The sequence below is a fragment of the Aeromonas sp. s9 genome, from assembly GCF_040907765.1.
Lineage (GTDB): Bacteria > Pseudomonadota > Gammaproteobacteria > Enterobacterales > Aeromonadaceae > Aeromonas > Aeromonas caviae.
The window spans coordinates 74,554-98,333 of sequence record NZ_JBFOCK010000078.1 but is presented as its reverse complement, the minus strand read 5'-3'; the positions used below and the strand labels follow the sequence as shown (position 1 = coordinate 98,333).

The window sequence follows — 23,780 nt, the reverse complement described above, 5'->3', positions numbered from 1 at the left end:
CCGCCTTGGGACACATCAGGCACCGGATCTGGCCAGCACGGGGCTGGCCGGCAGACGCCGGGCGCTTACTGCGGCAGGGCGTAACCCGCCGCCTTGATCTGCGCCTGTCCCGGCCCCTTGAGCCAGGCGACCAGGGCATCCACCGCCGCCCCTTTCTTCAGCACCAGGGCCTGCTGCTCGATGGGGGGATAGAAGCTGGCCGGTACCGCCCAGGCTTCGCCGGTCTTGCCCGCCTCCACCAGATTGGCCCAGGCGACGAAGCCCAGCTTCGCATTGCCGGTATCGACAAACTGCCAGGTCTGGCTGATGTTGGTGCCGGTCAGCACCCGATACTGCTTGGGATCGATCTTGAGGTGAGCCAGGGTCGCCATGGCGGCAGCGCCATAGGGCGCTGTCTTGGGGTTGGCGATGGCCAGCTCCCCCTGCCAGTGGCGCAAGGTGGCCTCATCAGGAGCAGGCCCCCCCTTCTGCCAGAGGCCGAGCTGACCGATGGCATAGGTGAAGCGCTCGCTCCCCTTGCCTTCCGACTCCAGCTTTTGAGGGGTCGCCACGTCGGCCGAGAGGAAGAGATCGAAGGGCGCACCGTGGGTGATCTGGGTATAGAGCACGCCGGTGGCCGCCGAACTGATGACGACGCTGTGGCCGGTCTTGGCGGTGAACTCCTTGCCGATGCGCTCTATGGTGCCCTTGAAGTTGGCCGCCACCGCCACCTTGACCTCGTCAGACAGCACAGCACCGCTGTACATGGCACCGGCCCCCAGCACCAACACGGATACCCATCTCTTCATTCCTTTGCTCCTTATGTTCCGGCACGCCGGATCGATTGACACGAGCTCGAGGCTCACTCCCCTTGTTGCCAGCGGGCCAGGGCGGCGTCATCGCTCGCCCTGGCCTCGACCCAGCGTTGCACCCCGTCGGCGGTCAGCTCTTTTTTCCAGAACGGCGCCCGGGTCTTCAAGAAATCCATGATGAAGTGGCAGGCCTCGAAAGCCGCCTCGCGGTGGGCGCTGCTCACCACCACCAGCACGATCTGATCCCCGAGCAGCAGCTCGCCGATGCGGTGAATGAGGGTGCACTCCTGCAGGGGCCAGCGGCTGCGGGCCTCGGCCACTATGTTCGTCAGCGCCTTCTCGGTCATGCCGGGGTAGTGCTCGAGGGCCAGCCCTTTCACATGCTCTCCCTGATTGAAGTCGCGCACCTTGCCGACAAAGCTGACAATCGCGCCTGTGTCCTGCCGGGCAGCAAGGCGGGCATATTCGTCGGCCAGCGAGAAGTCATCCCGCTGCACCAGAATGCGATCGGTCATGGTCAGCCTCCGGTCGTCACTGGAAGGAGAGGGAAGAAGGCGGCCTCACCACAGTCCCGCAGCTCAGTGGTGCGATCTACGGTCATTATCTCGTTCATCCTTAACCTCCGGTCACCGGCGGGAAGAAGGCGACCTCATCCCCGTCATGGAGGGGGGTATCCAGCGGCACCAGGGTCTGGTTGACCGCCACCAGGAGCTTGCCGGATTCGAGCGCCAGCGCCCACTTGTCACCCCGCTCGCTCAAGGCGGCGCGAAGGGCATCGGCACTGGCGTAGTCGCAAGGCAGGCTGAGCTCGTCGCAGCCGACCAGCTCACGCACCTGCGCAAAAAACAGAACCTTGATCATGCCTGCTCTCCTTTGGTCGCACCCAGCTGGAAATGACCGGACTTGCCGCCCTTTTTCTCCACCAGACGCACCTGCTCGATCACCATGTCCTTTTGCACCGCCTTGCACATGTCGTAGATGGTCAGGGCCGCCACCGAGGCGGCGGTGAGCGCCTCCATCTCCACCCCGGTCTTGCCCGAGAGCTTGCACAGGGTGCGGATATGGACCCGATTGTGCGCCGCCTGGGGGGCTATCTCTACCTCCACCCGGGTCAGGGCCAGGGGATGGCACAGGGGAATGAGGTCGGCGGTCTTCTTGGCCGCCATGATGCCGGCGATGCGGGCGGTGGCGAACACGTCCCCCTTGTGGTGCTGACCACTCAGGATCAACGCCAGGGTCTCGGGGGCCATGGTCACGAAAGCCTCGGCGCGGGCCTCGCGTTCGGTCACCTGCTTGTCGGTGACATCCACCATGTGGGCCTCGCCGCTCTGGTTGAGATGGGTCAGGTTCATCTATGCCCCTATCGAAAAATAAGATGGATGATCCGGGTTTACTCCCGGGATCACAGATGGGTCACGAAGTTGCACGGCCGGGTACGGGCGTCGAGCTGATCCCGGATAAGCTGTTCCCAGCCCAGGCGGCAGGCGCCGGTGGAGCCGGGTAGGCAGCAGATCAGGGTGCGATTGGCGAGCCCGGCCAGGGCACGGCTCTGCATGGCGGAGCCTTTTATCTCGGCAAACGAGAGCTGGCGGAACATCTCGCCAAAACCCTGCACCGTGCGCTCGAACAGCACGCCGACCGCCTCGGGCACCCGGTTCTGCTCGTTGAAGCCGGTGCCGCCGTTGATGAGCACCACCTGGACTCCCTCGTCGGCAATCCAGTCGCTCACCTGGGCGCGGATGCGAAACAGGTTGTCTGGACAGAGCGCCCGATCGGCCAGCACGTGGCCGGTCTGGGTCAGGGCCTCGACCAGATAGTCCCCCGAGCTGTCATCGGCAGCGGTGCGACTGTCGGAAACCGTCAGGACGGCGATCTTGAGAGGGATGAATTCGCTGTGTTTGGGTGCCATTGGGGCCATTCCTGTCAATCATTGACCACGAGAGGATGAGGTGAACGCGCCGCACCGTGGTGCCAGCCATGAAAGGAGCCGGTGGGCGCCGCGTTGCCGGGAAGGGATTCTATCAAAAGATGTCTGGCTGGGGGGCGTCATTGCCCATTAATCTCGAAGGCCGCCGGATCCCGAGGATCCGGCGGCCTTCCCATCAGAAGCCTGGCACCCCTTTCATGTCAGGCAGTTGGTGCGCAATCCCCTTGTGGCAGTCGATGCAGGTGTTGGCCCCGCTTGCCAGGTTGGTGGAGTGCATCTGGGCGGCCCGACGCCCTTGCAGGGAGAAGTCCATGTACTCGAAGTTGTGGCAGTTGCGGCACTCGCGCGAATCCGTCTCCTTCATCCGCTGCCACTCCCGCTCGGCCATCTCCCGCCGGTGGGATTCAAACTTCTCGCGGGTATCCACCTTGCCGGTGATCATGCCCCACAGCTCCTTGGAGGCCTGCACCTTGCGGATGATCTTGTAGGTCCACTCGTGGGGTACGTGGCAATCCGGGCAGCTGGCCCGCACGCCGGAGCGGTTGGCGTAGTGGATGGTGTCGCGGTACTCCACGAACACGTTGTCCTTCATCTCGTGGCAACCGGTGCAGAAGGCCTCGGTGTTGGACGCTTCCATGGCGGTGTTGAACCCGCCCCAGAAGATGACGCCACCGAAGAAGCCCATCAGCAGGATGACCCAGAGGGCCGCCTTCGACGGTGACTTGAAGGTGGTCCACAGACGCTTCACAAAGCCGGGTAATTTCATCTATGGGCTCCTCAGTTCAGCGCTTCAACCGGTTTGAAGGTATTGTTCACCAGCGGCTTGGCGTCCGCTTGCGGCACGTGGCACTGCAGACAGAAGTAGCGGCGCGGAGAGACTTCGCCCAGGGTCATGCCGTCGCGGGTCTCGAAGTGGGTGGGGCTTATCTTGGGGGCCTTCATGGCACTGGCGTTCTTGAAGCTGTGACAGGCCAGGCACTTGTTGACCTTGTTGTCCACTTCATAGTTGCGGGTGTCGTGGGGGATCAGCGGGGGCTGGTGCATGTACTGGCGATCGTAGAGGTCGCCATCCTTGCGAAAGTTCTTCAGAGGGGCCGCGTCGGCATCCGTCACCAGATCCGTGCTTCCCCGCTCCGACTTGATGCCCCCCGTGCTGTTGGTGATCTCGGGGACGGCCGCCATCAAGGAACCCGCCATCAGGCAGGCCAGCATTGCTCCAATCAGCTTCTTCATTATGTGTTCTCCGACGTTTTCTCTGCCTTGACGGCAAAACCTACAGTGATTTCAAAAACTTGCTCCGCGCAGACATCGATGCAACGGCCGCAGTTGGTACACTCCTGAGCCGCAATCAAGGGCCCGTGACCACGCCTGGCACCGTGAACGGGGCCGCGCAGGATGGGACGCTCCGGGCAGACCGCATAACAATCCATGCAGTTGCTGCACCGCTCGCGCCCCGAGGCTGCAATCTTGATGAACCCGACCCGGTTGACCAGGGCATAGAAGGCCCCCACCGGACAGAGGTGGCCGCACCAGCCCCGCTCCACCACAAAAAGGTCGAACAGGAACAGCACCGCCAGCAGGCCCCAGCCCGCCCCCATGCCAAACAGCAGGCCCCGCAGGGTGAGCGACACCGGATTGACCAGCTCCCACACCAGCACGCCTGTGATGGCCGGCGCCACCAGCACCATGGCCAGCAGCCAGTAGCGGGTAGCGCGGTTGAACTGACCATTGCCCTTGAGCCCGAGCCGCCCCCTGAGCCAGGCGGCGACATCGGTGACCAGGTTGACTGGACAGACCCAGGAGCAGAACACCCGCCCCCCGACCAGCCAGTAACCCGCGAGCACCAGCCCGGCCCCGAGCCACAGGGTGGGGATGGGCCACTGGCCCGCCGCCACCGACTGCAACAGGGTCAGGGGATCCGTGAGGGGCACCGTCTCCAGCAGCAGGGAGCTGGAGAGGTTGCCCTTGAGGATCCAGATGCCCGCGAGCGGCCCCAGCAGGAACAGCCCCAGCACCCCGAACTGGCAAAGCCGGCGCAGCAGCAGGAAGCGGTGGGCACGCCACCACCCCAGCCTGGCCGTGGCCTCGGCCCCTGGATACCGACTCATAGACCCTCCGGTTTGCGGGTCGGCAGGGTGAGCCTGTCGCCGATGAGCGATTTGCCCGCCTTCGCCTTCTCTTCCCAGCCGAGCCGGTAGTGGTGACCCAGCTCCCCCTTGGCAAGCTGGCGAGGCACCACCTTGATGGCCGCCTCCTCCAGCACGCAGGCGTGCTCGCACTTGCCGCAGCCGGTGCAGAGATCGCTGTGCACCGTGGGCAGGAACATGGCGTGCTTGCCTGTGCGCGGGTTGTGCTGCAGCTCCAAGGTAATGGCCTTGTCGATGAGGGGGCAGACCCGGTAGCAAACGTCGCAGCGCAGCCCCAGGTAGTTGAGGCAGGTCTCGTGATCGATGAGCACCGCCACCCCCATCCGCGCCTGATCGATATCGGTCATGGCCCGATCCAGCGCCCCGCTCGGGCAGGCCGCCACGCAGGGGATGTCGTCACACATCTCGCACGGAACGGCGCGCGCCTTGAAGTAGGGGGTGCCGGTGGTCACGGGTTCAAACAGCCGGGCGAGCTTGAGGGTGTCGTAGGGGCATGCCTCGACGCAGAGCCCGCAGCGCACGCAGGCGCCGAGAAACTCGGCCTCGTCGAGGGCGGCCGGCGGGCGCAGCGCCTGGGCAGGCAAAGCCTGCACCTGCTGGCGCGCCACGCCGCCGAGCCCCACGCCAAGCAGGCCCACACCGCAGACCCCCTTGGCCATGTCGGCCAGAAACTGGCGCCGACTACGACTCATCTCGCGCTCCCCCGCCTCAGGCCTTCATGACCTTGACGGCGCACTTCTTGTAATCCGTCTCCTTGGAGAGCGGATCGGTGGCGTCCAGGGTCAGCTTGTTGACCAGCTGGCTCGCATCGAAGAAGGGCATGAACACCAGTCCCTTGGGCGGACGGTTGCGGCCACGGGTCTCGACCCGGGTCTTCACCTCGCCCCGGCGGGAGGAGACGATCACCTCTTCACCACGGCGCACGCCACGGGCCTTGGCATCTTCCGGGTGCATGAACAGCACCGCATCCGGGAAGGCGCGATAGAGCTCGGGCACGCGACGGGTCATGGTGCCGGTGTGCCAGTGCTCCAGCACGCGACCGGTGGAGAGCCACATGTCGTACTCTTTGTCCGGAGCTTCGGCAGCCGGCTCATAGGGCAGCGCGAAGATCACCGCCTTGCCATCGGGCTTGCCGTAGAAGCGCACCCCCTCCCCCGCCTTCACGTAAGGGTCGAACCCTTCGCGATAGCGCCACAGGGTCTCCTTGCCGTCCACCACCGGCCAGCGCAGGCCACGGGCTTCGTGATACTGATCGAACGGCGCCAGGTCGTGGCCATGGCCGCGACCGAAGGAGGCGTACTCCTCGAACAGCCCCTTCTGGACGTAGAAACCAAAGTGCTCGGCCTCGTCGTTCAGGGCCCCCTTGCTCTGCTCTTTCGGGAACTGGTTCACCTGGCCGTTGGCATAGAGCACGTCGAACAGGGTCTTGCCCTTCACTTCCGGCATCTTGGCAATCAACTCAGCCGGCCACACCTCTTCCACGGTGAAGCGTTTGGAGAACTCCATCAGCTGCCACAGGTCGGACTTGGCCCCTTCCGGTGCCTTCACCTGCTGGTGCCAGAACTGGGTGCGACGTTCGGCGTTGCCATAGGCCCCCTCTTTCTCCACCCACATGGCGGTGGGCAGGATGAGGTCGGCCGCCTGGGCGGTCACGGTCGGATAAGGGTCGGAGACCACGATGAAGTTGGCCGGGTTGCGATAACCGGGCAGCGCCTCTTCGTTCATGTTCGGGCCGGCCTGCATGTTGTTGTTGCACATCACCCAGTAGGCGTTGAGCTTGCCATCCTTGAGCATGCGGTTTTGCAGCACGGCGTGGTAGCCCACCTGCTCCGGGATGGTGCCTTCCGGCAGCTTCCAGATCTTCTCGGCGATGGCGCGGTGTTTGGGATCCGTGACCACCATGTCCGCCGGCAGACGGTGGGCGAAGGTACCCACTTCACGGGCGGTACCACAGGCGGAGGGCTGGCCGGTCAGGGAGAAGGGGCCGGAGCCCGGCTGGGAGATCTTGCCGGTCAGCAGGTGGATGTTGTAGCAGAGGTTGTTGGCCCAGACGCCACGGGTGTGCTGGTTGAACCCCATGGTCCAGTAAGAGACCACCTTCTTGTCCGGATCCGCATAGATCTGGGCCAGCTTCTCGAGCTTGTCCTTGGGCACGCCGGAGAGCTTGGAGACGGACTCCAGATCGTAATCCGCCACGAACTTGGCGAAGTCGTCGAAGCTCATGGGGGTGGAGTCGCCGCTGTCCGGGTTCTTGGCCTTTTGCTGCAGCGGGTTGGTGGGACGCAGGCCGTAACCGATGTCGGTCACCCCTTTGCGGAACTGGGTGTGCTTGTTGACGAACTCCCAGTTCACCTTGTCGTTCTGGATGATGTAGTTGGCGATGTAGTTGAGGATCGCCAGATCGGTCTGGGGGGTGAACACCAGCCCGTTGTCCGCCAGCTCGAAGCTGCGGTGCTCGAAGGTGGAGAGCACGTGCACCTGCACATCCTGGTGGGACAGACGGCGATCGGAGATGCGCGACCAGAGGATGGGGTGCATCTCGGCCATGTTGGAGCCCCACAGCACGAAGGCGTCGGCCTGCTCGATGTCGTCGTAGCAGCCCATGGGTTCATCCATGCCGAAGGTACGCATGAAGCCCACTACCGCGGAGGCCATGCAGTGACGGGCATTGGGATCCAGGTTGTTGGAGCGCAGGCCTGCCTTCATCAGCTTGGCGGCGGCATAGCCTTCCCAGACGGTCCACTGGCCGGAGCCGAACATGCCGACGGCGGTCGGGCCCTTCTCTTTCAGGGTCGCCTTGAACTTCTCGGCCATGATGTCGAAGGCCTGATCCCAACTGATGGGGGCGAAGTTGCCGTTCTTGTCGAACTTGCCGTTCGTCATGCGCAGCATGGGCTGGGTCAGGCGATCCTCCCCGTACATGATCTTGGAGAGGAAGTAGCCCTTGATGCAGTTCAGGCCACGGTTGACCGGTGCATCGGGATCCCCCTGGGTCGCCACGACGCGGCCAGCCTGGGAGCCCACCAGCACGGAACAGCCGGTCCCGCAGAAGCGGCACGGTGCCTTGTCCCAGGTGATGGCGGTCTTGTCGGTACTGGTGATCAGGTTCGCCGCCAGAGTGGGGGCACTGACACCGGCCACGGCAGCGGCTGCCGCCACCGCATTGGCCTTCATAAAGTCGCGTCGACTCAGCTTCATGACATATCCTCGCATTGCTTAATCACATCAATGACAGCCATTGTGACGAGCCGCGCTGGCTCAGCTCCATGGCGCTTTATTCCTTTGCTCTGGGCTTTTCGTTCATCGAACGCAGACAACAGACCCGGCATCCCGTGTATTACCCGTGGCGGTCAGCGAACGACTCTTGCGCTTCTGCCACATGACGCCTTATTCCCCATCTTCGGCGTCCATTTCATCGAACTGGTGGTAGATCAGGGCCGCAGAGAGCACCCCGGGCAACCCCTGAATGGTGTCGATGGCCGCCATGATGGGGCGCTGGCTCGGCCCCTCCAAGGTCACCACCAGTTTGCCCTCCTCGCTGACGGCGTGGATCTCGGCCCCGTCCAGGGTCGCAATCCGCTCTGCCAGGGCGTGGCGCAGATCGGGCTGGGTCAGCACCACCAGGCTGGATACATGGAACTCTTCTCGCGTCATATCACCGTTTTCCAACTTGTTCGTCTCTTGGGTCATCGCGAAGCCTCGCCACGAGACAGACCGATGCTGATACTGCCCACTGGGCAATCCGCTACGCAGGCCCCGCAGCCGTTGCACGACTCGGCATGGATGCCGGGGGTGGGTACGCGCCCCAGCCGGGGGGAAAAGCGGATGGCCTGCTGCTCGCAGCTGTCCTGACAACGCTGGCAGAACACCTGGGCAGTGGCCAGACAGCCCGCCTCGATATGGGCCACATACTCCCAGGGTGTCTGGATTGTCGGCCTGAACACCGGCGCCTGGCAGGCGCTGACACACTCGGTGCAGAAGGTGCACTCGCCGCGGTGAAAATCCACCGTGGGGAAGCCCCCGTCTCCCTTGATCAGGATCTGCTCGGGACAGGCCGCCAGACAGTCGCCGCAGCGGGTACAGCCGGCCACGAACTCGTCCCAGGAGACGGACCAGGGCAACTGGATCCCAGCCTTGGGGGCGCTCAGGCGTCCCCGAAACAGGCCTCTGCGTGACAAGTTGACCCCGTCGGTCATATCGACTCCTCTTTTCGGGGACGGATGCCCCCGCGCGGATCCCGTGACTGGCATTTTCAATGCCAATTATAAGCGTGGGTGTATATTGCGGCCCTGACAAGTCAGGGGATATACCACCAGGGAGATAAACAGGGGGGATTCTTGCGCTGGATCAAACCCTTGGCGTAATTAGACACAGCAGGGGCAAGGTAAATTACCCCTATGTGAGGATTGATAATTAATCGAAGGTTATTTGAGGTGCACGGCGGCTGTCAGCCGCCGATGGAGGCCAGGTGGGGGGTCATGCCTGCATTGCCTTCATGGAGGCGATGGGTGGCGGCCTTGCCGGTCAGCGCCTGGCGAATACGCCATTGCAGCGCCTCCTGCTGGCTGTCATCGGTGAGCAGATCCCGCAGTTCCACCCCGTTGTCGCCAAAGAGACACAGGTGCAGCTTGCCCTTGGAGGAGACCCGCAGCCGGTTGCAACCGGCGCAAAAATCCTTGCTGTAGGGCATGATGAGCCCCACCCCGCCCCTCGAGTCTGGATGCGTGAACACCTGGGCAGGGCCATCATCCAGGCCGCGCAGCTGCTGCACCCAGCCGCTCTCTTGCAGGCGCTGCTTGATGAGTTCACCGCTGGTATGGTGATCGCGAAACAGGGCGTCCATCTCGCCGGTCTGCATCAGTTCGATGAAACGCAGCTCGATGGGTTTGTCGCGGATCCAGGCGAGGAATGTCTCGAGCTGATGATCATTGAGCCCCTTGAGCAGCACGGCGTTGATCTTGACCGACCGAAAACCGGCACTCAGGGCGGCGTCTATCCCCGCCATCACCTCCGCCAGCTTGTTCTCGCCGGTGATCTGGTGGAACTGACGGGGATCCAGGCTGTCGACGCTGACGTTCAGGGCCGTCAGCCCCGCATCGAACCACTCGCGGGCACGCTCCTTGAGGCGATACCCGTTGGTGGTCATGGCCACCTTCTCGATGCCGGGGGTATTGGCCACGGTCTCGATGATGGCCGTGAAGTCGCGGCGCAGGGAGGGCTCGCCTCCGGTCAGACGCACCTTGCGCGTCCCCATGGCGGCAAACCCGGAGACGACGCGACGGATCTCCTCCAGGGAGAGGAAGGACTGGCGCCCCTCACCATCTCCTTTCGGCGGGTGATAGCCGTCCGGCAGACAGTAGGTACAGCGGAAATTGCAGACGTCGGTGACCGACAGACGCAAATAGTAAAAGCGACGGGAAAAACCATCTTCAAGTGGCAACATAAACACCTTTCCAAATACGGGAGGCCAGGGCATTTCTTTCCTGACCCTTTCAGCTCGAGCATCGGCTGACGGCGATCTCCCCCTATCTCAATGACTTAGGCAAAATCGCTCGGAGTTCATCTAGTTTTTCGATGCTAGCACAACTTGGAGTACACTCCCATGCTACTTTGTGGGGTCTTTGTGGGTGAAAAGGGAGCCGGTCGGCATGGGAAAATGGTTCAGAGTGCAGTCGGTCAGCAGCGCCATCGGTCGCTCCATGGTGCTGATCCTGTTCATGGCCAGCCTGATCGCCGTGGTGGCCATGGTCACCCTCTTCTATTCGGTTCCCGATGCCAAGGCCATCAATCTGTCGGGATCTCTGCGCATGCAGGCCTACCGCATGGCCTATGAAATCGAGAAGGATCAGGTCGTCCTCGGCCGGCTCGCCCAGTTTGAACAGACCCTTCATGCCCCCGAGCTGCAGGAGACCCAGCGCTGGATCACGCCCGCCTCCCTGCGCCGCACCTATGGTGAAGTCCTCTTGCAATGGCAAGTGATGCGCGAACACATCGAGAATGCCACTCCCAGCCGTTATATCGACAATACGGAACAGTTCGTCGCCGCCATCGATGACTTCGTCAACCAGATGCAGTACCACGTGGAGTTCAAGGTGCGCATGCTGGCCCTGGCCGAGGGGCTAGGGCTGCTCGCCATCATCACCATCGCCTGGTGCACGGTGCGCTTCACCCGCCAGCAGGTGGTGGCGCCCCTCAATCAGCTGGTCTATTGCGCACGCCAGATCCAGCGTCAGGAGTTCGATCTCACCCTGCCCCCCCACTGTGAAAACGAGCTGGGAGAGCTGTCGGGGGCGTTCGCGACCATGGCCGACGAGCTTGGCAAACTCTACCGGGAGCTGGAGAGCAAGGTGGAGGAGAAAACGGCCAAGCTGCAACAGGCCAACGACACCCTCTCCTTCCTCTATTCCACCGCCCAGAAACTGCACGCGGCGCCCCTCAGCCGCCGCACCCTGCAAAAGCTGCTGGAGCGGGCCGCCGCCCACCAGCACATCGAGTACATCCGCCTCACCCGCTTCGAGCACAATGCGATGCCGGTCTACATCACTGGGCGCAAGGGGTGGCCGGGGGATCTGGACGCCGTGGTGAGCTTTTACCTGCAGATGGATGACGAGGAGTACGGCCGACTCGACATGATAAGCGGCCACCCCATCGACGAGCGGCTGATGAAGAACTTCTCCATGTTGCTGGCCCAGGTGCTGCACAAGGATCAGACCCTGCTGCAGCACCAGCGCCTGCTCCTGATGGAAGAGCGCGCCGTCATCGCCCGTGAACTGCACGACTCCCTCGCCCAGGCCCTCTCCTACCTGAAGATCCAGGCCACTCTGCTCAAGCGCTCCTTCGCCAAGGGGGACAGAGCCAAGACCGAGGCAGCCATGGAGCAGATCGACGAGGGACTCAGCAATGCCTATACCCAGTTGCGCGAACTGCTCGGCACCTTCCGCCTCAGCATCGGCGATGCCAACCTGGGTGAAGCCATCGCGGTCATGCTCGAGCAGCTCAAACCCCAGACGCACGCCGACATCAGGCTCCAGTACGGACTGACGGACACCGACCTTGAAGCGGGGCAGCACATCCACATCCTGCAGCTGATCCGTGAGGCAGTGCTCAATGCCATCAAGCATGCCAGCGCGCGGCACATTGACGTTAGCTGTGAGACCCTGGCTGATGGTAACATCCAGGTTCAGATTGCAGACGATGGTGTTGGAATAAGGGGCGCAAGCTCGGCGGTGAATCACTACGGTCTCAGCATCATGAATGAACGCGCCAGCAAATTGCGCGGCCAGTTGACCATCAGTGAACCGCCCTCCGGGGGCACCCGCATACACCTGACCTTTCCCACCAGCCTAACAAGAGACGCCTGATGGACGAGATGAAATACAGTGTTCTGGTCGTGGATGACCACCCCCTGATGCGCAAGGGAATTGTGCAACTGCTGGAGTTGGAAGATAACATCGACGTGGTTGGCGAGGCTTCCAACGGCACCGACGCCGTGGCCATGGCCAAGGAGTCCGAACCGGACCTCATCCTGCTCGACCTCAACATGAAGGGGTTGTCAGGTCTCGATACCCTCAAGGCGCTGCGGGCCGAAGAGGTGACTTCCCGCGTGGTAATCCTGACCGTCTCTGACACCCGCCAGGATGTGGTTGCCCTGCTCAAGGCAGGCGCGGACGGCTATCTGCTCAAGGACACCGAGCCTGACATGCTGCTGGCCCAGCTGGCTGACGTGATGACCGGCAAGCAGATCCTGAGCGAGCCGCTACGTCCCTATCTCGAGAACATCTACGAGCTGGACCACCTGCAGCAGAAGCTGGAGAGCCTGACCCGACGCGAGATGCAGATCATGCGTGAAATCGCCAAGGGGTTGTCCAACAAGCAGGTCGCCTCCGTGCTCCATATCTCCGAGGGAACCGTCAAGGTCCACGTCAAGAGCCTGCTGAAAAAGCTCGAGGCCCAAAGCCGCGTCGAAGCAGCCGTCATGTACCTGGAACAGCGCAACTGAGGTCCCGGCCTCCTGCCAGCAAGGGGTCACCATCCGTGCCTCCTTGCTGGCCCCCTCTCCTTTTCCCCAAATGGCGCGGAACCCGGTGCTCTATTGAGTAGATGGATTATTATTTTCATGACATCGAACGGGAAGGAAACATCGACATGACCTTTGAGCAGATAGAGCTGGTCCAGAAAGCCTGGGGCAGGGTGAGCGCCCTGAACAACAGCTATGTCCAGGAGGTGTATGAAGAGCTGTTCAGATGGCCCCCCGAACTCAGGGCCCTCTTTCCCCCACATCAGGAGCTGCCCGTTGCCAAGGTGTCGGACACCCTGAACACCGTCATCACCAGCCTCTCCCAGCTGGATGCACTGGGTTTCATCATTCGCGATCTCGGCAGGCGTCACCAGCGATTCAACGTTCAATGCGCTGCTCAAACAGGCGCTGACCCAGGTACTGGCACGGCGTCTCGGCAGTGGTTTTACCCCGGCACTGGCACTGGCACTGGCACAGGCCTGGTCGCAGATGTATGACGAAATAGCCGCCCTGATGCTGGACGGCATGACACAGCACACCGAATTCACCACCTGATCCCCTAGCCTTGGTCTCCAATCGCTGAATGGGTCTGTAACAGGCATTTTGCATGAATCAAATTTGCAATATGCGAAAATAGACTCATTCTGCACACGGGGTATGTTCGGCGCCCTAACACCTCACCTGAATCCCTTTCGCACTACCTTGCCTGCGTTCGTGATACAAAATCACAATAGATTGATTTTAAATGGATATTAAAAATAACCACGGGAAATGGCTCACCCCTTCGCCACGCCACCTCTCTCTGGCACGGTCACTGCATTGTCACATTCAGCAATGAGTGATTAGGAGGATGGAACATGAAACTTCAACAACTGGCACTGTTCCCCTTGCCGTCCCACATTCTGCCCGGTGGCAAGCTCCCCCTTCGCCTGTTCGAGCCGCGCCACCTGCAGATGCTCAAGGAGTCCTTCCTCGAGGATCGTGGCTTTGGCATCGTGATGGAAGAGACCACCAGCACGGGCACCTGCGGACGGATTCTCCCGGTCGGAACCCGCGTCAAGGTGACTGATTTTTATACCCTCAACGACGGTTTGCTCGGGGTCACCGTGCTCGGCCTTGAACGCTTCTGCATCCACGAGATGGAAACGGATGACGCAGGCCTCAGGCACGCCCAGGTCGAGCCACTGCCCAACTGGCCGAGTGCGGATTCTGATGTCAGCGACAACCAGCTGGTCAGCCGATTGAGAGAGGTCTTTGCACAATACCCGGAACTGGATGAGCTCTACCCGGACAAGCAGTTCGACGATGCAGCCTGGCTCTGCCAACGCTGGCTCGAGATCCTGCCCATGCCGATCTATGAAAAACAGATGTTGATTGCCAAGCAGAACAGTGAAGCGGCGCGTCAGTTCTTGCGCCGACTGATCGCACAGTGAGTCAAAAAGTGAGTCAACGGTTGGTTTGCAAAACGCGAATTCTCGGCACTGCATTCTTATAATGAAAAAATGAGAATTGCATTTTGCAATCACGGTAGCGATAAATAACACACAATTCAGCTACAGGCCGCAAATAACAGGTTTTGAAAAGTTGGCACGACTTTTTCATATAAAACCGTACAACCCGATTTATCCCGTGCTCTCTTCAGTATTTGCTGAAGAATTGGTCAACCACCAGGTTGACCATTTTTTTTACCAAAAATCGGCCGGCATCACCTGCAATGGCGGAGCAGGCAGCTTCGCAGCCTGGCAAGACTGATGGGTTTGGCCAGAAAATCGTTCATGCCCTGGGCAAGGCAGCGGGCCCTGTCCTCCATCATGGCATTGGCCGTCAACGCGACGATGGGCATCTCGCACCCCATGTCCCGCAGGCGCCGGGTCGCCTCCAGCCCATCCATCTGCGGCATCCGCATATCCATCAGGACAAGGTCCGGCTGCTGCTTCGCCACCTGTGCCAGGGCCTCCAGACCATTGCCTGCCAGCCTCACCCTGCACACCAGCTTCTGCAGCATCAGGGATACCACCAGCTGATTGACCGGACTGTCTTCCACCACCAGCACATCCAGCTCCAGTCTGGCGCACTCTTCACTGCCGGGGGCGGTGGCCGGAGCACAGGGAGAGGCCATCCCGGGCAGCTCGAACCAGAAGCAGCTTCCCAGCCCAGGCGTGCTCTGCACGCAAATGTCTCCCCCCATTAGCTGCACCAGCCGCCTGCAGATGGCCAGCCCGAGCCCCGAGCCGGAGAAGCGGCGGGTTGCCGAACTGTCGACCTGATAGAAGGGTTCAAACAGCAACGCCTGATCCTCGGTGGAGATGCCGATCCCCGTGTCGCTGACCATGACCCCCAGCTTTTCCTCCTCCCAGGTCAACGCCAGACGCACGCTGCCGACGGAGGTGAACTTGACGGCATTGCCAAGCAGGTTGCCTATCACCTGGGAGAGGCGGACGGCATCCCCTTGAAGGCGTTCAGGGAGCGTCTCATCCAGATGCCAGTGCAGTGTGATGCCCTTGGCACTGGCCTGTGCCTGCAAGGGCTCCACCAGGGCACGGCACAGCTCGGCTGGCTGAAAGGGTTCACAGTGCAGCGTCAGGGTATGTGACTCTATTTTCGAGAAATCGAGCACATCGTCGATGATGGTCTGCAACAGATGCGCAGAGTGGGTGGCATGGCCGATGAGGGTCTGTTGCGGAGTGTCGAGCCGGCCGTGCTGCAGCAGATCCAGCATCCCCAGCACGGCGTTCATGGGAGAGCGGATCTCGTGGGTCATCATGGCGAGGAACTGGGATTTGGCACGGTTGGCCGTCTCGGCATCGTCCCGCGCCCGCGCCAGCTCCTGCTCGCGGCGGATCTGGCTGCCTATCTCCCGCGCCGTGCCCCGATAGCCGAGGAAGCGGCCACCGGCATCATGGCAAGGCTCCGCATTGATCTCCATCCAGCAAGGCCCGCCCGCCAGCATCACCTGGGCCCGCATTCCCCGCACCGGCAGATGGTGGGCGATCAGGTGCCGATAGTGGCTCCAGGCCGGGTCCTGCTTGTCGTGGGCAAAATCATAGAGGCTTCTCCCCGTCTGGCGGGCCAGCACTTCCCCCTGATAGCCAGGGGCAGAGACATAGCTGAGCCTGTGCTGGGGATCGGTCTCCCAGAACCAGTCAGAGGCCATGGCGGCAAAACTGCGAAAACGCTGTTCGCTGGCCTGCAGGGCCAGGGTCTTGAGGTCAACCTGTTCTTGCAGGCGAGCCCGATAGGCGATGTTGACCAGAGCCTGGGAGATGAGCGGGCGACAACGCTGCATCGCCGCCTTGCTCTTGAGATCGAAGGTGCCCGCCACGCTGTGCCGGCAGATGAGCACACCGGAAAACCCCGGTCCCTGCAAGCCTGTCATCATGACGCTGGCCCAGCCCGGCGCCCCTGCCAGCGGCGCCAGCTCAGGCAGTTGGGCGGGATCATAGATGACCAGGGTCTCCCCCTCGATGGCCCTGGAGAAGAGCGGTGTCAGCGACCAGGTCCGGCCCACCTCGTCCGGCTGGGTGCTCAGATGGGTGCTGCCCCTCACGGCCTCCCAGGCGACCACGTCCGCCTGTTCGAATCCGATAAAGGGCTTGAGAGCAAGAATGAGACTCTCCAGTACCTGCTCCAGACTCTGGGCCTGTGCCAGGGTCGCCACCCCGCACAGCAGGGCTTGGGACTCCTCCCGATATCTGGCCTCCCGCTCCCGGCAACGCATCAGCTCCACCAGCGTGGTTTGCAGTTTGTCACCCAGGGTTTCGAGTTCGCTATTGCCTATCATCTTGAATCCAGCACAGTGTCAGCTCTCGAGGAAGATTACGCTCGACACCATGAGGTTGCCGTGTGCCAGCTCACCATGGGGTAATCGTCCCTGTTCACCGAAGGTAAAGGGCGTGATGAAGGGGATCTCACCCAGCCTCTGACTGAATTGACTGACGATGTCCCCCAGCCTGTCCCCCAGTGCCAGCCGACAACCGGCACAAAACACCACCAGGGCGCCAAAGGGGCGCATATTGCTCGCCATGCCATATTCAGGCTCGATATTCACCGCATTCAGGCTGCGCTGCAACAACCCTTCCTGGCTGCTGTACATGAGCAGCAGCCGCTCTCCCAGTCGGGTCTCGGTAAAGAGGCGCAGCCCCTCCCGCGCCGTCACCGCCTCGGGATGGGAGAGCTTGTAGTAGGGCAGGTCATCGAGCATGCCGACCTGACGGGCCAGTGGCGAGAGCGTCGTCTCCCTGAGGATGGGGCCCACCGGCCAGGGCGTCGCACGCTCGGTCCAGCGACCATAGACCCGGGCCGCCGGCTCGTGATCGATGGTCAGCACCTCCCGCCCGTCTATCCCGGTAATGATGCCGCGACACTCGGTGGGTACATAGCCTGAATGAAACTGGAACGCCAGTTGGCAGTCGGGGTAAAGCACCGCCAACACGCACCCTTGTGATCCCTCCCCTTCGTCCCAGCACAGCTGCCACTGCCCGGCCACGCCATCGTCTGCCGCCGACCCGCCGACGACGGGAACGGTCGCGCCAAACTCGGCGTCGATCCCCGCGAGCACAACCTCCTCCAGCCCCGGGCTGGTGTGCAGCAACACGAGCTGCGGCAGCTCTCCCGGTCGGCCACCATCGGCGATAGCGCGGCGCAGCAATGCCCGCACATCCGGTTGATCCCCCATCTGGCCAGCCACGCCATAGGTCCCCTTGTCATCATAAAGGGCGGCGACCGACAGGCTCCAGCCATGCCGACCATGATGGCCATCCTGGGTCAGGATACCGCCGCAGGAGCTGCAACCGATCAGCCGGGTATCGGGAAAACGTGCCTTGAGCGCACGGCGCAGTTCCGCCGCCTCGTGTGCTTGGGTAAAATAGACCAGCAACAGCGATGGAACATGGGATGACTGGGCATACAACCGCTCTGTAACTTGTTGGGCGGCCAATGGGGTCGTCTCGGCAAGCGAGTGAGCCGTCAGGAAGTTCAACATCGTCTCCTAGGGGTACGGGATGCTGGCATCAAGCAAAAATCATACCCTTATCAAACAATTACCTGGCCATGGAGACTAGAATAGTGCCCACTGGCCTCCCACGGGATCACTGCATGTGGCAGAAAAATATCAATGACTTCGACCGGGTCGTCGCCATCGGCGGCGGGCACGGTATGGGCCGGGTGCTCTCTTCCCTGTCGTTCTTGGGATCCCGGCTGACGGGCATCGTCACCACCACGGATGATGGCGGCTCCACCGGACGCCTGCGCAAAAGCCAGGAGTGCATCGCCTGGGGGGATCTGCGCAACTGCCTCAACCAGCTGGTGACCACCCCCAGCATCGGTAGCCAGCTGTTCGAGCACCGCTTTACCGGCCGCGGCGAGCTGGCGGGCCACAACCTCGGCAACCTGATGCTGCTGGCCCTCGACAACCTCTGCGTGCGCCCCCTGGATGCCATCCGGCTCATCAGCGACATGCTGGAAATTGAACCCAATCTGCTGCCCATGTCCGAGCATCCCACCGATCTGTGCGCCCACACCGTCTGTGGCGATCAGATCCTGGGGGAGGTCTCCATCGATCAGCTCACCACGCCGCCACGGGCCCTGAGCCTGAAACCGGTCGTGCCCGCCACGCGCGAAGCGGTCGAGGCGCTGAGCCAGGCCGACATGATCATCCTGGGGCCAGGCAGCTTCCTCACCTCCATCATGCCTCCTCTGCTGCTGCGCGAGATTGCGGAGGCGATCCGCAGCAGCCGCGCCATCGTCGTGTTCATCAGCAATCTGGTGGACGAAGAGGGTCCGGCTGGCCAGTTGTCACTGTCCAGTCAGCATCGTTGGCTGGAAGAGCGGATAGGCAGCGGCCGGATCGATGCCATTCTGGCTCCCGAGGGTCCCCAGGTACCCGAGCTGCAGCACTGCCTCGTTCGGGCCGAGCTGGGTGAAGCGGCCCTCCCCCACCGCCACGACCGCCTCAAGCTGCGGCTGGCACTCGACACCGTGATCCTGAGCAGGCTTGGCGAGCGCGACATGGCGGGCTGATGCCCTTCTGGATCAGTGAAACTGGGCCAGATGGGTGAAGACCTGGGGCAGGGAGTGCTCCAGCTCAGCCAGCAGTCTGCCGGCCTCTTGCTCATCTTCCCGGCGACAGGCGGACTCCAGATCCATCACCTGCTGATAGCTGGGTTTGGCGCCATAGCTGCCACAGGACGATTTCATGCTGTGGGCGAGACGCGCCAGGGCTGACCAGTCCCGCTGTTCAAAAAGCGGCCTTAATTGGGCCAACTGCTCGCCTACCTCTTCGACAAACACCGAGATGACGACCGGCATCATCTCGTGACCGATGTCATCTGCCAGTTGTCGCAGCACTTTCTGATCCAGCCACTCCATCTTCTCTTCCCTATGATGGTATTCAAACAGACCACAATATAGCGGACCCACAGCCCCGCTGTCACCCGTCCTTCGGGCATGCCCGTATCGCTCCGGATGCTCTTGCGACACCAGAATGTGAGCAGCTTCAAGTTATCGGTATGTCAGCCAGAATGGAGAGAGATAAAGGTTGTCACAAAATTAACATTAAAGTAACAATGCAACCCATGAGAATGATGCGGCTCAGCAACACCTCTCTCATCCCTTTTTGCCTGTATGGCTGCTGCGAAGAACCAGGGTAGACATCTACCCTGGTATTTTTTATTTCTGGTTCAACAAGTTGGCTGCATTGCCATATTCCAGCTCGCCCAGCCTGAACAGGCAGAACTCCCCGGGCACCATCTTCACCCAATTCTCGTTGCCGGTGAGCGGCCGGGTGGCGATCAGGGTCACCACATCGTTCGGCGTGGTTTCACTCTGAAAGTCGATGGCCACATCCTCATCCAGCAGACGGGCTTCGCCAAAGGGAGCCCTGCGCGTCAACCAGTAAAGATTGTTGCTGCAATAGGTCATCACGAACTCTCCGTCCGACAGCAGCATGTTGAACACCCCGAGCCCGCGCAGCTCGTCGCACAGGGTCGCGAGGTAGCGGAACATGGCGGGGAAATTTGCCGGCCGTTTGGGGTACTTGTGCTCCAGCCTGTCGAGCAGCCAGCAGAAGGCGTGCTCGCTGTCGGTGTCGCCTACCGGGCGGTGCCGCCCCGTGGGCAGCCTCTTGTAACCGGTCAACTGGCCATTGTGGGCAAAGGTCCAGTAACGGCCCCACAGTTCGCGGGTAAAGGGGTGGGTGTTTTCCAGGGAGACACACCCCCGGTTCGCCTGCCGGATATGGCTGACCACGGCACGGCTCTTGATGGGCAGTGCCTGGACCAGCTTGGCGATGGGAGACTGGGCGCTGGGTTCGGGATCCTTGAAGGTGCGAAAACCCCGCCCCTCATAGAAGGTGATCCCCCAGCCATCCTTGTGGGGACCGGTCTTGCCGCCCCGCAGCATCAGCCCGGTAAAGCTGAAGCAGATGTCGGTCGGCACATTGGCACTCATGCCGAGCAGTTCGCACATATACCATCCACTCCCTGAATGTCTTGACTCTGGTTTCGTCAATCAACCGTCACGGCTGGATGAGAGGGCCGGTATGGTCACCCATCCCCCCCTCTCAATCCCGGATCGTTGATTACTTGGCCATCTCTTTTTCAACCAGCTGGATCAGGATGTGGATCACCTTGATGTGCACTTCCTGGATGCGGTCGGCATAACCGAAGTGCGGTACACGGATCTCCACATCGGCCAGACCAGCCATCTTGCCGCCGTCCTTGCCGGTCAGGGCAATCACCTTCATCCCTTTGGCACGGGCCGCCTCGATGGCTTTGAGGATGTTGCCGGAGTTGCCGCTGGTGGAGATGCCGAGCAGCACATCACCACGGCGGCCGACGGCCTCCACATAGCGGGAGAAGACATAGTCATAGCCAAAGTCGTTGGAGACGCAGGAGAGGTGGCTGGGGTCGGAGATGGCGATGCCGGCATAGCCTGGGCGGTTCTCGCGATAACGACCGGTCAGCTCCTCGGCAAAGTGCATGGCATCGCAGTGGGAGCCACCGTTGCCGCAGGAGAGTACCTTGCCTTCCTGCTTGAAGGAGTCGGCGAGCAGCCTGGCCGCCGCCTCGATGTTTTTCAGATTTTGCTCATCTGCCAGGAACGCCTGAAGCACGCTGGCAGCCTCGGTCAACTCGTTGCGGATCAGTTCTTGGTACATGGTTCTTGAAATCTCGTCGTCCAACATAGGGTGGCGGCATTGTCGCACAAGCCAGTCCAATCGTCGCCCCCCGCCCGCCAAGATCGGGCGGGCAGCGCGTTATGCCGATCACAGAGCCAAGGTAACAGGCTTGTAAACAGCTTGATAAGTTTGTGCGTATGAATTACAACAGGGGCCACATCCAACAGGTCAGACCTCTGGATCAGTTAACGCCAATTTCCCAACCTCGGCAATTCATGCAAGGAGCAAATAATGACGACGACCCTCACTCTGCTCGGGGTGATCCTGGTGATCGGCGCCATGGCCTATCGCCGTGCGTCCCTGTTCACCGCCACGCTTGCCACGGCCGCCGCCCTGGTCGCCGGCACCTTCTATGGCCATGTACCCCTGCTGGTGTGGGCGCTGTTCGCGGTGATAGCCCTGCCCCTCAATCTGGTGGAGTTTCGCCGTAACCAGCTGACCAAGCCGCTGTTCAAGATCTACAAGTCCATCATGCCGGAGATGTCCCGTACCGAGAAGGAAGCCATCGAAGCGGGGACGACCTGGTGGGAAGCGGATCTGTTTGCCGGCAACCCGGACTGGAAGAAGCTGCACGCCATTCCGGTGAGCACCCTCAGCGCCGAGGAGCAGGCCTTCATGGACGGCCCGGTTGAAGAAGTGTGCCGCATGGTCAACGACTGGGAAGTGACCCACGAGCGTGCCGATCTCTCCCCCGAAGTGTGGCAATACCTGAAGGACAACAAGTTCTTCGCCATGATCATCAAGAAGAAATATGGCGGGCTGGAGTTCTCCGCCTACGCCCAGTCCTGCGTGCTGCAAAAGCTGTGCGGCGCCAGCGCCGTGCTCGCCTCTACCGTCGGCGTGCCCAACTCCTTAGGGCCGGGGGAGCTGCTGCAACACTACGGCACTGACGAGCAGAAGGATTACTATCTGCCCCGTCTGGCTGTCGGCAAGGAGATCCCCTGTTTCGCCCTGACCAGCCCGGAAGCGGGTTCTGATGCGGGCTCGATTCCCGACTTCGGCATCGTCTGCAAAGGCGAGTGGGAAGGGGAAGAGGTGCTCGGCATGCGCCTGACCTGGAACAAGCGCTACATTACCCTGGCTCCCATCGCCACCGTACTCGGCCTCGCCTTCAAGCTGCGTGACCCTGACCACCTGCTGGGTGAGGAAGAAGAGCTCGGCATCACCTGCGCCCTCATTCCGACCCACATCAAGGGAGTCGACATCGGTCGCCGCCACTTCCCGCTCAACGTGCCGTTCCAGAACGGCCCGACCCGCGGCAAGGACGTGTTTGTACCGCTCGACTTCATCATCGGCGGTCCAGCCATGGCCGGTCAGGGCTGGCGCATGCTGGTGGAGTGTCTCTCCGTCGGCCGCGGCATCACCCTGCCCTCCAACAGCACGGGCGGCGTCAAGATGCTGGCCCTGGCCACCGGAGCCTACAGCCGCATCCGTCGCCAGTTCAAGCTGCCGATTGGCAAGATGGAAGGGATTGAAGAGCCGCTGGCACGCCTGGGTGGCAACGCCTACATCATGGGCGCCGCCGCCAAACTGACGGTCACCGGCATCGATCTCGGTGAAAAACCCTCGGTCATCTCCGCCATCGTCAAGTATCACCTCACCGACCGCGCCCAGAAGTGCATCATCGATGCCATGGACATTCATGGCGGCAAGGCCATCTGCATGGGGCCGAACAACTATCTGGCCCGTGGCTATCAGGGGGCGCCCATCGCCGTGACCGTCGAGGGAGCCAATATCCTGACCCGCAGCATGATCATTTACGGTCAGGGAGCCATCCGTTGCCACCCTTACGTGTTGCCGGAGATGCTGGCCGCCAGCCACCCCGACAAAGAGCAGGCGCTGAAAGATTTCGACAAGGCGATGTTCAGCCACGTGGGCTTTGCCATCAGCAACCTGGTGCGCAGCTTCTGGCTGGGGCTGACCGGTGCCCGCTTCGCCGCCGCGCCCTACAAGGATCAGACCAAGGGCTACTATCAGCAACTATCCCGCCTCTCCGCCAACCTGGCCTTCCTGTCAGACATGGCGATGGGCACCCTGGGTGGCGAGCTCAAGCGCAAGGAGCGGGTCTCTGCCCGCCTCGGCGATGTGCTGAGCCAGCTCTATCTGGCCTCCAGCGCCCTCAAGCGCTATCAGGATGAAGGACGCCAGCAAGCCGACCTGCCGCTGCTGCACTGGGCACTGCAAGACGCTTTGTTCAAGGCTCAGGAAGCGATCGACGAGTTGCTGCGCAACTTCCCGAACCGCTGGATTGGTCTGGCCCTGCGCGCCATCGTGCTGCCCCTTGGTCGCGACCTGAAGCGTCCCTCCGACAAGCTCGACAGCCAGGTGGCCCGCCTGCTCCAGGTGCCAAGTGCCACGCGCAGCCGTCTGGCCGAGGGCCAATATCTGACGCGCGAGGAGGGCAACCCCTTCGGGCTGCTGGAACAGGCGCTGGACGATGTGCTGACCGCAGAGCCGCTGTTTGACAAGGTGTGCAAAGCCGAAGGGAGCAAACGCCCCTTCACCCAGCTCGACAAGGTGGCAGAGGCGGGCCTGAGCCTCGGTGTCATCAACCAGGCCGAAGCGGACCTGCTGCGGCGCGCCGAGGAGAGTCGCCTTCGCACCATCAACGTCGATGACTTCGATCCCGTCGACCTGGTGGCCAACAAGGCACTGTTTGAAGCCTCCGCTTATCACAGGGCAGCTTGATGCCTCTGATGCCAGAACGCCTCCCTTGTGGAGG

At 61.9% G+C, this 23,780-nt stretch carries 24 protein-coding genes and 1 riboswitch; of the genes, 6 read left to right on the top strand and 18 right to left on the bottom strand.

What is annotated here, in order from left to right; genetic code table 11:
• Positions 1 to 65: 65 nt before the first annotated feature.
• From modA to moaA, 13 genes are all read right to left on the bottom strand, one after another.
• Positions 66 to 788 (bottom strand): molybdate ABC transporter substrate-binding protein, encoded by a 723-nt coding sequence (gene modA, locus AB5Y54_RS16570; protein WP_113070472.1) that lies wholly within the window; start codon positions 786 to 788, stop codon positions 66 to 68.
• Between the two features lie 53 nt (positions 789 to 841).
• Positions 842 to 1,306, bottom strand: coding sequence for a molybdopterin synthase catalytic subunit MoaE (moaE, locus tag AB5Y54_RS16565; RefSeq protein WP_109112512.1), 465 nt, complete (start codon positions 1,304 to 1,306; stop codon positions 842 to 844).
• A 100-nt stretch (positions 1,307 to 1,406) separates the two neighbouring features.
• Entirely contained in the window at positions 1,407 to 1,652 is a 246-nt protein-coding gene (gene moaD, locus AB5Y54_RS16560) for a molybdopterin synthase sulfur carrier subunit (RefSeq protein ID WP_010674162.1), read from the bottom strand.
• Positions 1,649 to 2,143, bottom strand: a complete 495-nt coding sequence (moaC, locus tag AB5Y54_RS16555) for a cyclic pyranopterin monophosphate synthase MoaC (RefSeq protein WP_039038847.1) — start codon at positions 2,141 to 2,143, stop codon at positions 1,649 to 1,651. The genes moaD and moaC overlap by 4 nt, the downstream gene beginning before the upstream one ends.
• A 50-nt stretch (positions 2,144 to 2,193) precedes the next feature.
• Positions 2,194 to 2,700 carry a molybdenum cofactor biosynthesis protein B gene (moaB, locus tag AB5Y54_RS16550; protein ID WP_039038846.1) on the bottom strand — a complete coding sequence of 169 codons (507 nt, stop codon included), beginning with the start codon at positions 2,698 to 2,700 and terminating at the stop codon, positions 2,194 to 2,196.
• A gap of 193 nt (positions 2,701 to 2,893) precedes the next feature.
• Positions 2,894 to 3,484: a cytochrome c3 family protein gene (locus AB5Y54_RS16545; RefSeq protein WP_010674159.1), complete on the bottom strand. Its 591-nt coding sequence runs from the start codon at positions 3,482 to 3,484 to the stop codon at positions 2,894 to 2,896.
• Between the two features lie 11 nt (positions 3,485 to 3,495).
• Positions 3,496 to 3,951 carry a nitrate reductase cytochrome c-type subunit gene (locus AB5Y54_RS16540; RefSeq protein WP_041212738.1) on the bottom strand — a complete coding sequence of 152 codons (456 nt, stop codon included), beginning with the start codon at positions 3,949 to 3,951 and terminating at the stop codon, positions 3,496 to 3,498.
• Positions 3,951 to 4,826 carry a quinol dehydrogenase ferredoxin subunit NapH gene (napH, locus tag AB5Y54_RS16535; protein WP_049636341.1) on the bottom strand — a complete coding sequence of 292 codons (876 nt, stop codon included), beginning with the start codon at positions 4,824 to 4,826 and terminating at the stop codon, positions 3,951 to 3,953. Before napH ends, AB5Y54_RS16540 begins: the two co-directional genes overlap by 1 nt.
• The gene (gene napG / locus AB5Y54_RS16530; RefSeq protein ID WP_049636342.1) at positions 4,823 to 5,557 is read right to left on the bottom strand and encodes a ferredoxin-type protein NapG; all 735 of its coding nucleotides are present in this window, start codon (positions 5,555 to 5,557) and stop codon (positions 4,823 to 4,825) included. The genes napH and napG overlap by 4 nt, the downstream gene beginning before the upstream one ends.
• A gap of 16 nt (positions 5,558 to 5,573) precedes the next feature.
• Complete coding sequence (gene napA, locus AB5Y54_RS16525; RefSeq protein WP_041212735.1) at positions 5,574 to 8,063, bottom strand: nitrate reductase catalytic subunit NapA; 2,490 nt, start codon at positions 8,061 to 8,063, stop codon at positions 5,574 to 5,576.
• A gap of 189 nt (positions 8,064 to 8,252) precedes the next feature.
• The gene (locus AB5Y54_RS16520; protein WP_010674154.1) at positions 8,253 to 8,555 is read right to left on the bottom strand and encodes a chaperone NapD; all 303 of its coding nucleotides are present in this window, start codon (positions 8,553 to 8,555) and stop codon (positions 8,253 to 8,255) included.
• The gene (napF, locus tag AB5Y54_RS16515) at positions 8,552 to 9,061 is read right to left on the bottom strand and encodes a ferredoxin-type protein NapF (RefSeq protein ID WP_124814055.1); all 510 of its coding nucleotides are present in this window, start codon (positions 9,059 to 9,061) and stop codon (positions 8,552 to 8,554) included. Before napF ends, AB5Y54_RS16520 begins: the two co-directional genes overlap by 4 nt.
• 251 nt (positions 9,062 to 9,312) lie before the next feature.
• Positions 9,313 to 10,308: a GTP 3',8-cyclase MoaA gene (gene moaA, locus AB5Y54_RS16510; protein ID WP_010674152.1), complete on the bottom strand. Its 996-nt coding sequence runs from the start codon at positions 10,306 to 10,308 to the stop codon at positions 9,313 to 9,315.
• Positions 10,296 to 10,435, bottom strand: a riboswitch (molybdenum cofactor riboswitch). It overlaps the preceding gene by 13 nt.
• Positions 10,436 to 10,513: 78 nt before the next feature.
• On the opposite strand from moaA, the gene narQ reads away from it, so the two are divergent.
• The 4 genes from narQ (at position 10,514) to AB5Y54_RS16490 (ending at position 14,315) form a co-directional block, all read left to right on the top strand.
• On the top strand, positions 10,514 to 12,226 hold the full coding sequence (narQ, locus tag AB5Y54_RS16505) for a nitrate/nitrite two-component system sensor histidine kinase NarQ (RefSeq protein WP_266139564.1): 1,713 nt from the start codon (positions 10,514 to 10,516) through the stop codon (positions 12,224 to 12,226).
• A complete protein-coding gene (gene narL, locus AB5Y54_RS16500) occupies positions 12,226 to 12,864 on the top strand; it encodes a two-component system response regulator NarL (protein ID WP_053288596.1) in 639 nt (212 codons plus the stop codon). Before narQ ends, narL begins: the two co-directional genes overlap by 1 nt.
• Before the next feature lie 348 nt (positions 12,865 to 13,212).
• The gene (locus AB5Y54_RS16495) at positions 13,213 to 13,437 is read left to right on the top strand and encodes a hypothetical protein (protein WP_232092909.1); all 225 of its coding nucleotides are present in this window, start codon (positions 13,213 to 13,215) and stop codon (positions 13,435 to 13,437) included.
• A 302-nt stretch (positions 13,438 to 13,739) separates the two neighbouring features.
• A complete protein-coding gene (locus tag AB5Y54_RS16490; RefSeq protein ID WP_041212730.1) occupies positions 13,740 to 14,315 on the top strand; it encodes an LON peptidase substrate-binding domain-containing protein in 576 nt (191 codons plus the stop codon).
• 272 nt (positions 14,316 to 14,587) lie between these two features.
• Here AB5Y54_RS16490 and AB5Y54_RS16485 read toward each other — a convergent pair whose 3' ends face one another.
• A complete protein-coding gene (locus AB5Y54_RS16485; protein WP_201984648.1) occupies positions 14,588 to 16,663 on the bottom strand; it encodes an ATP-binding protein in 2,076 nt (691 codons plus the stop codon).
• A gap of 18 nt (positions 16,664 to 16,681) precedes the next feature.
• Entirely contained in the window at positions 16,682 to 17,863 is a 1,182-nt protein-coding gene (locus tag AB5Y54_RS16480) for an FIST signal transduction protein (protein ID WP_113978476.1), read from the bottom strand.
• A gap of 113 nt (positions 17,864 to 17,976) precedes the next feature.
• Here AB5Y54_RS16480 and yvcK point away from each other — a divergent pair, with 113 nt between their 5' ends.
• Complete coding sequence (gene yvcK / locus AB5Y54_RS16475) at positions 17,977 to 18,900, top strand: uridine diphosphate-N-acetylglucosamine-binding protein YvcK (protein WP_029314269.1); 924 nt, start codon at positions 17,977 to 17,979, stop codon at positions 18,898 to 18,900.
• 12 nt (positions 18,901 to 18,912) lie between these two features.
• Here yvcK and AB5Y54_RS16470 read toward each other — a convergent pair whose 3' ends face one another.
• The 3 genes from AB5Y54_RS16470 to lpcA all read right to left on the bottom strand — a co-directional run bounded on the left by AB5Y54_RS16470 (position 18,913) and on the right by lpcA (position 21,037).
• Positions 18,913 to 19,248 carry an Hpt domain-containing protein gene (locus tag AB5Y54_RS16470; RefSeq protein ID WP_010674144.1) on the bottom strand — a complete coding sequence of 112 codons (336 nt, stop codon included), beginning with the start codon at positions 19,246 to 19,248 and terminating at the stop codon, positions 18,913 to 18,915.
• A gap of 300 nt (positions 19,249 to 19,548) precedes the next feature.
• The gene (locus AB5Y54_RS16465; RefSeq protein ID WP_010674143.1) at positions 19,549 to 20,346 is read right to left on the bottom strand and encodes a class II glutamine amidotransferase; all 798 of its coding nucleotides are present in this window, start codon (positions 20,344 to 20,346) and stop codon (positions 19,549 to 19,551) included.
• Between the two features lie 112 nt (positions 20,347 to 20,458).
• Positions 20,459 to 21,037, bottom strand: a complete 579-nt coding sequence (lpcA, locus tag AB5Y54_RS16460) for a D-sedoheptulose 7-phosphate isomerase (RefSeq protein ID WP_010674142.1) — start codon at positions 21,035 to 21,037, stop codon at positions 20,459 to 20,461.
• A gap of 252 nt (positions 21,038 to 21,289) precedes the next feature.
• Between lpcA and fadE the strand changes: the two genes are divergently transcribed.
• The gene (gene fadE / locus AB5Y54_RS16455; protein ID WP_053288599.1) at positions 21,290 to 23,746 is read left to right on the top strand and encodes an acyl-CoA dehydrogenase FadE; all 2,457 of its coding nucleotides are present in this window, start codon (positions 21,290 to 21,292) and stop codon (positions 23,744 to 23,746) included.
• The last annotated feature ends 34 nt before the right edge of the window (positions 23,747 to 23,780 follow it).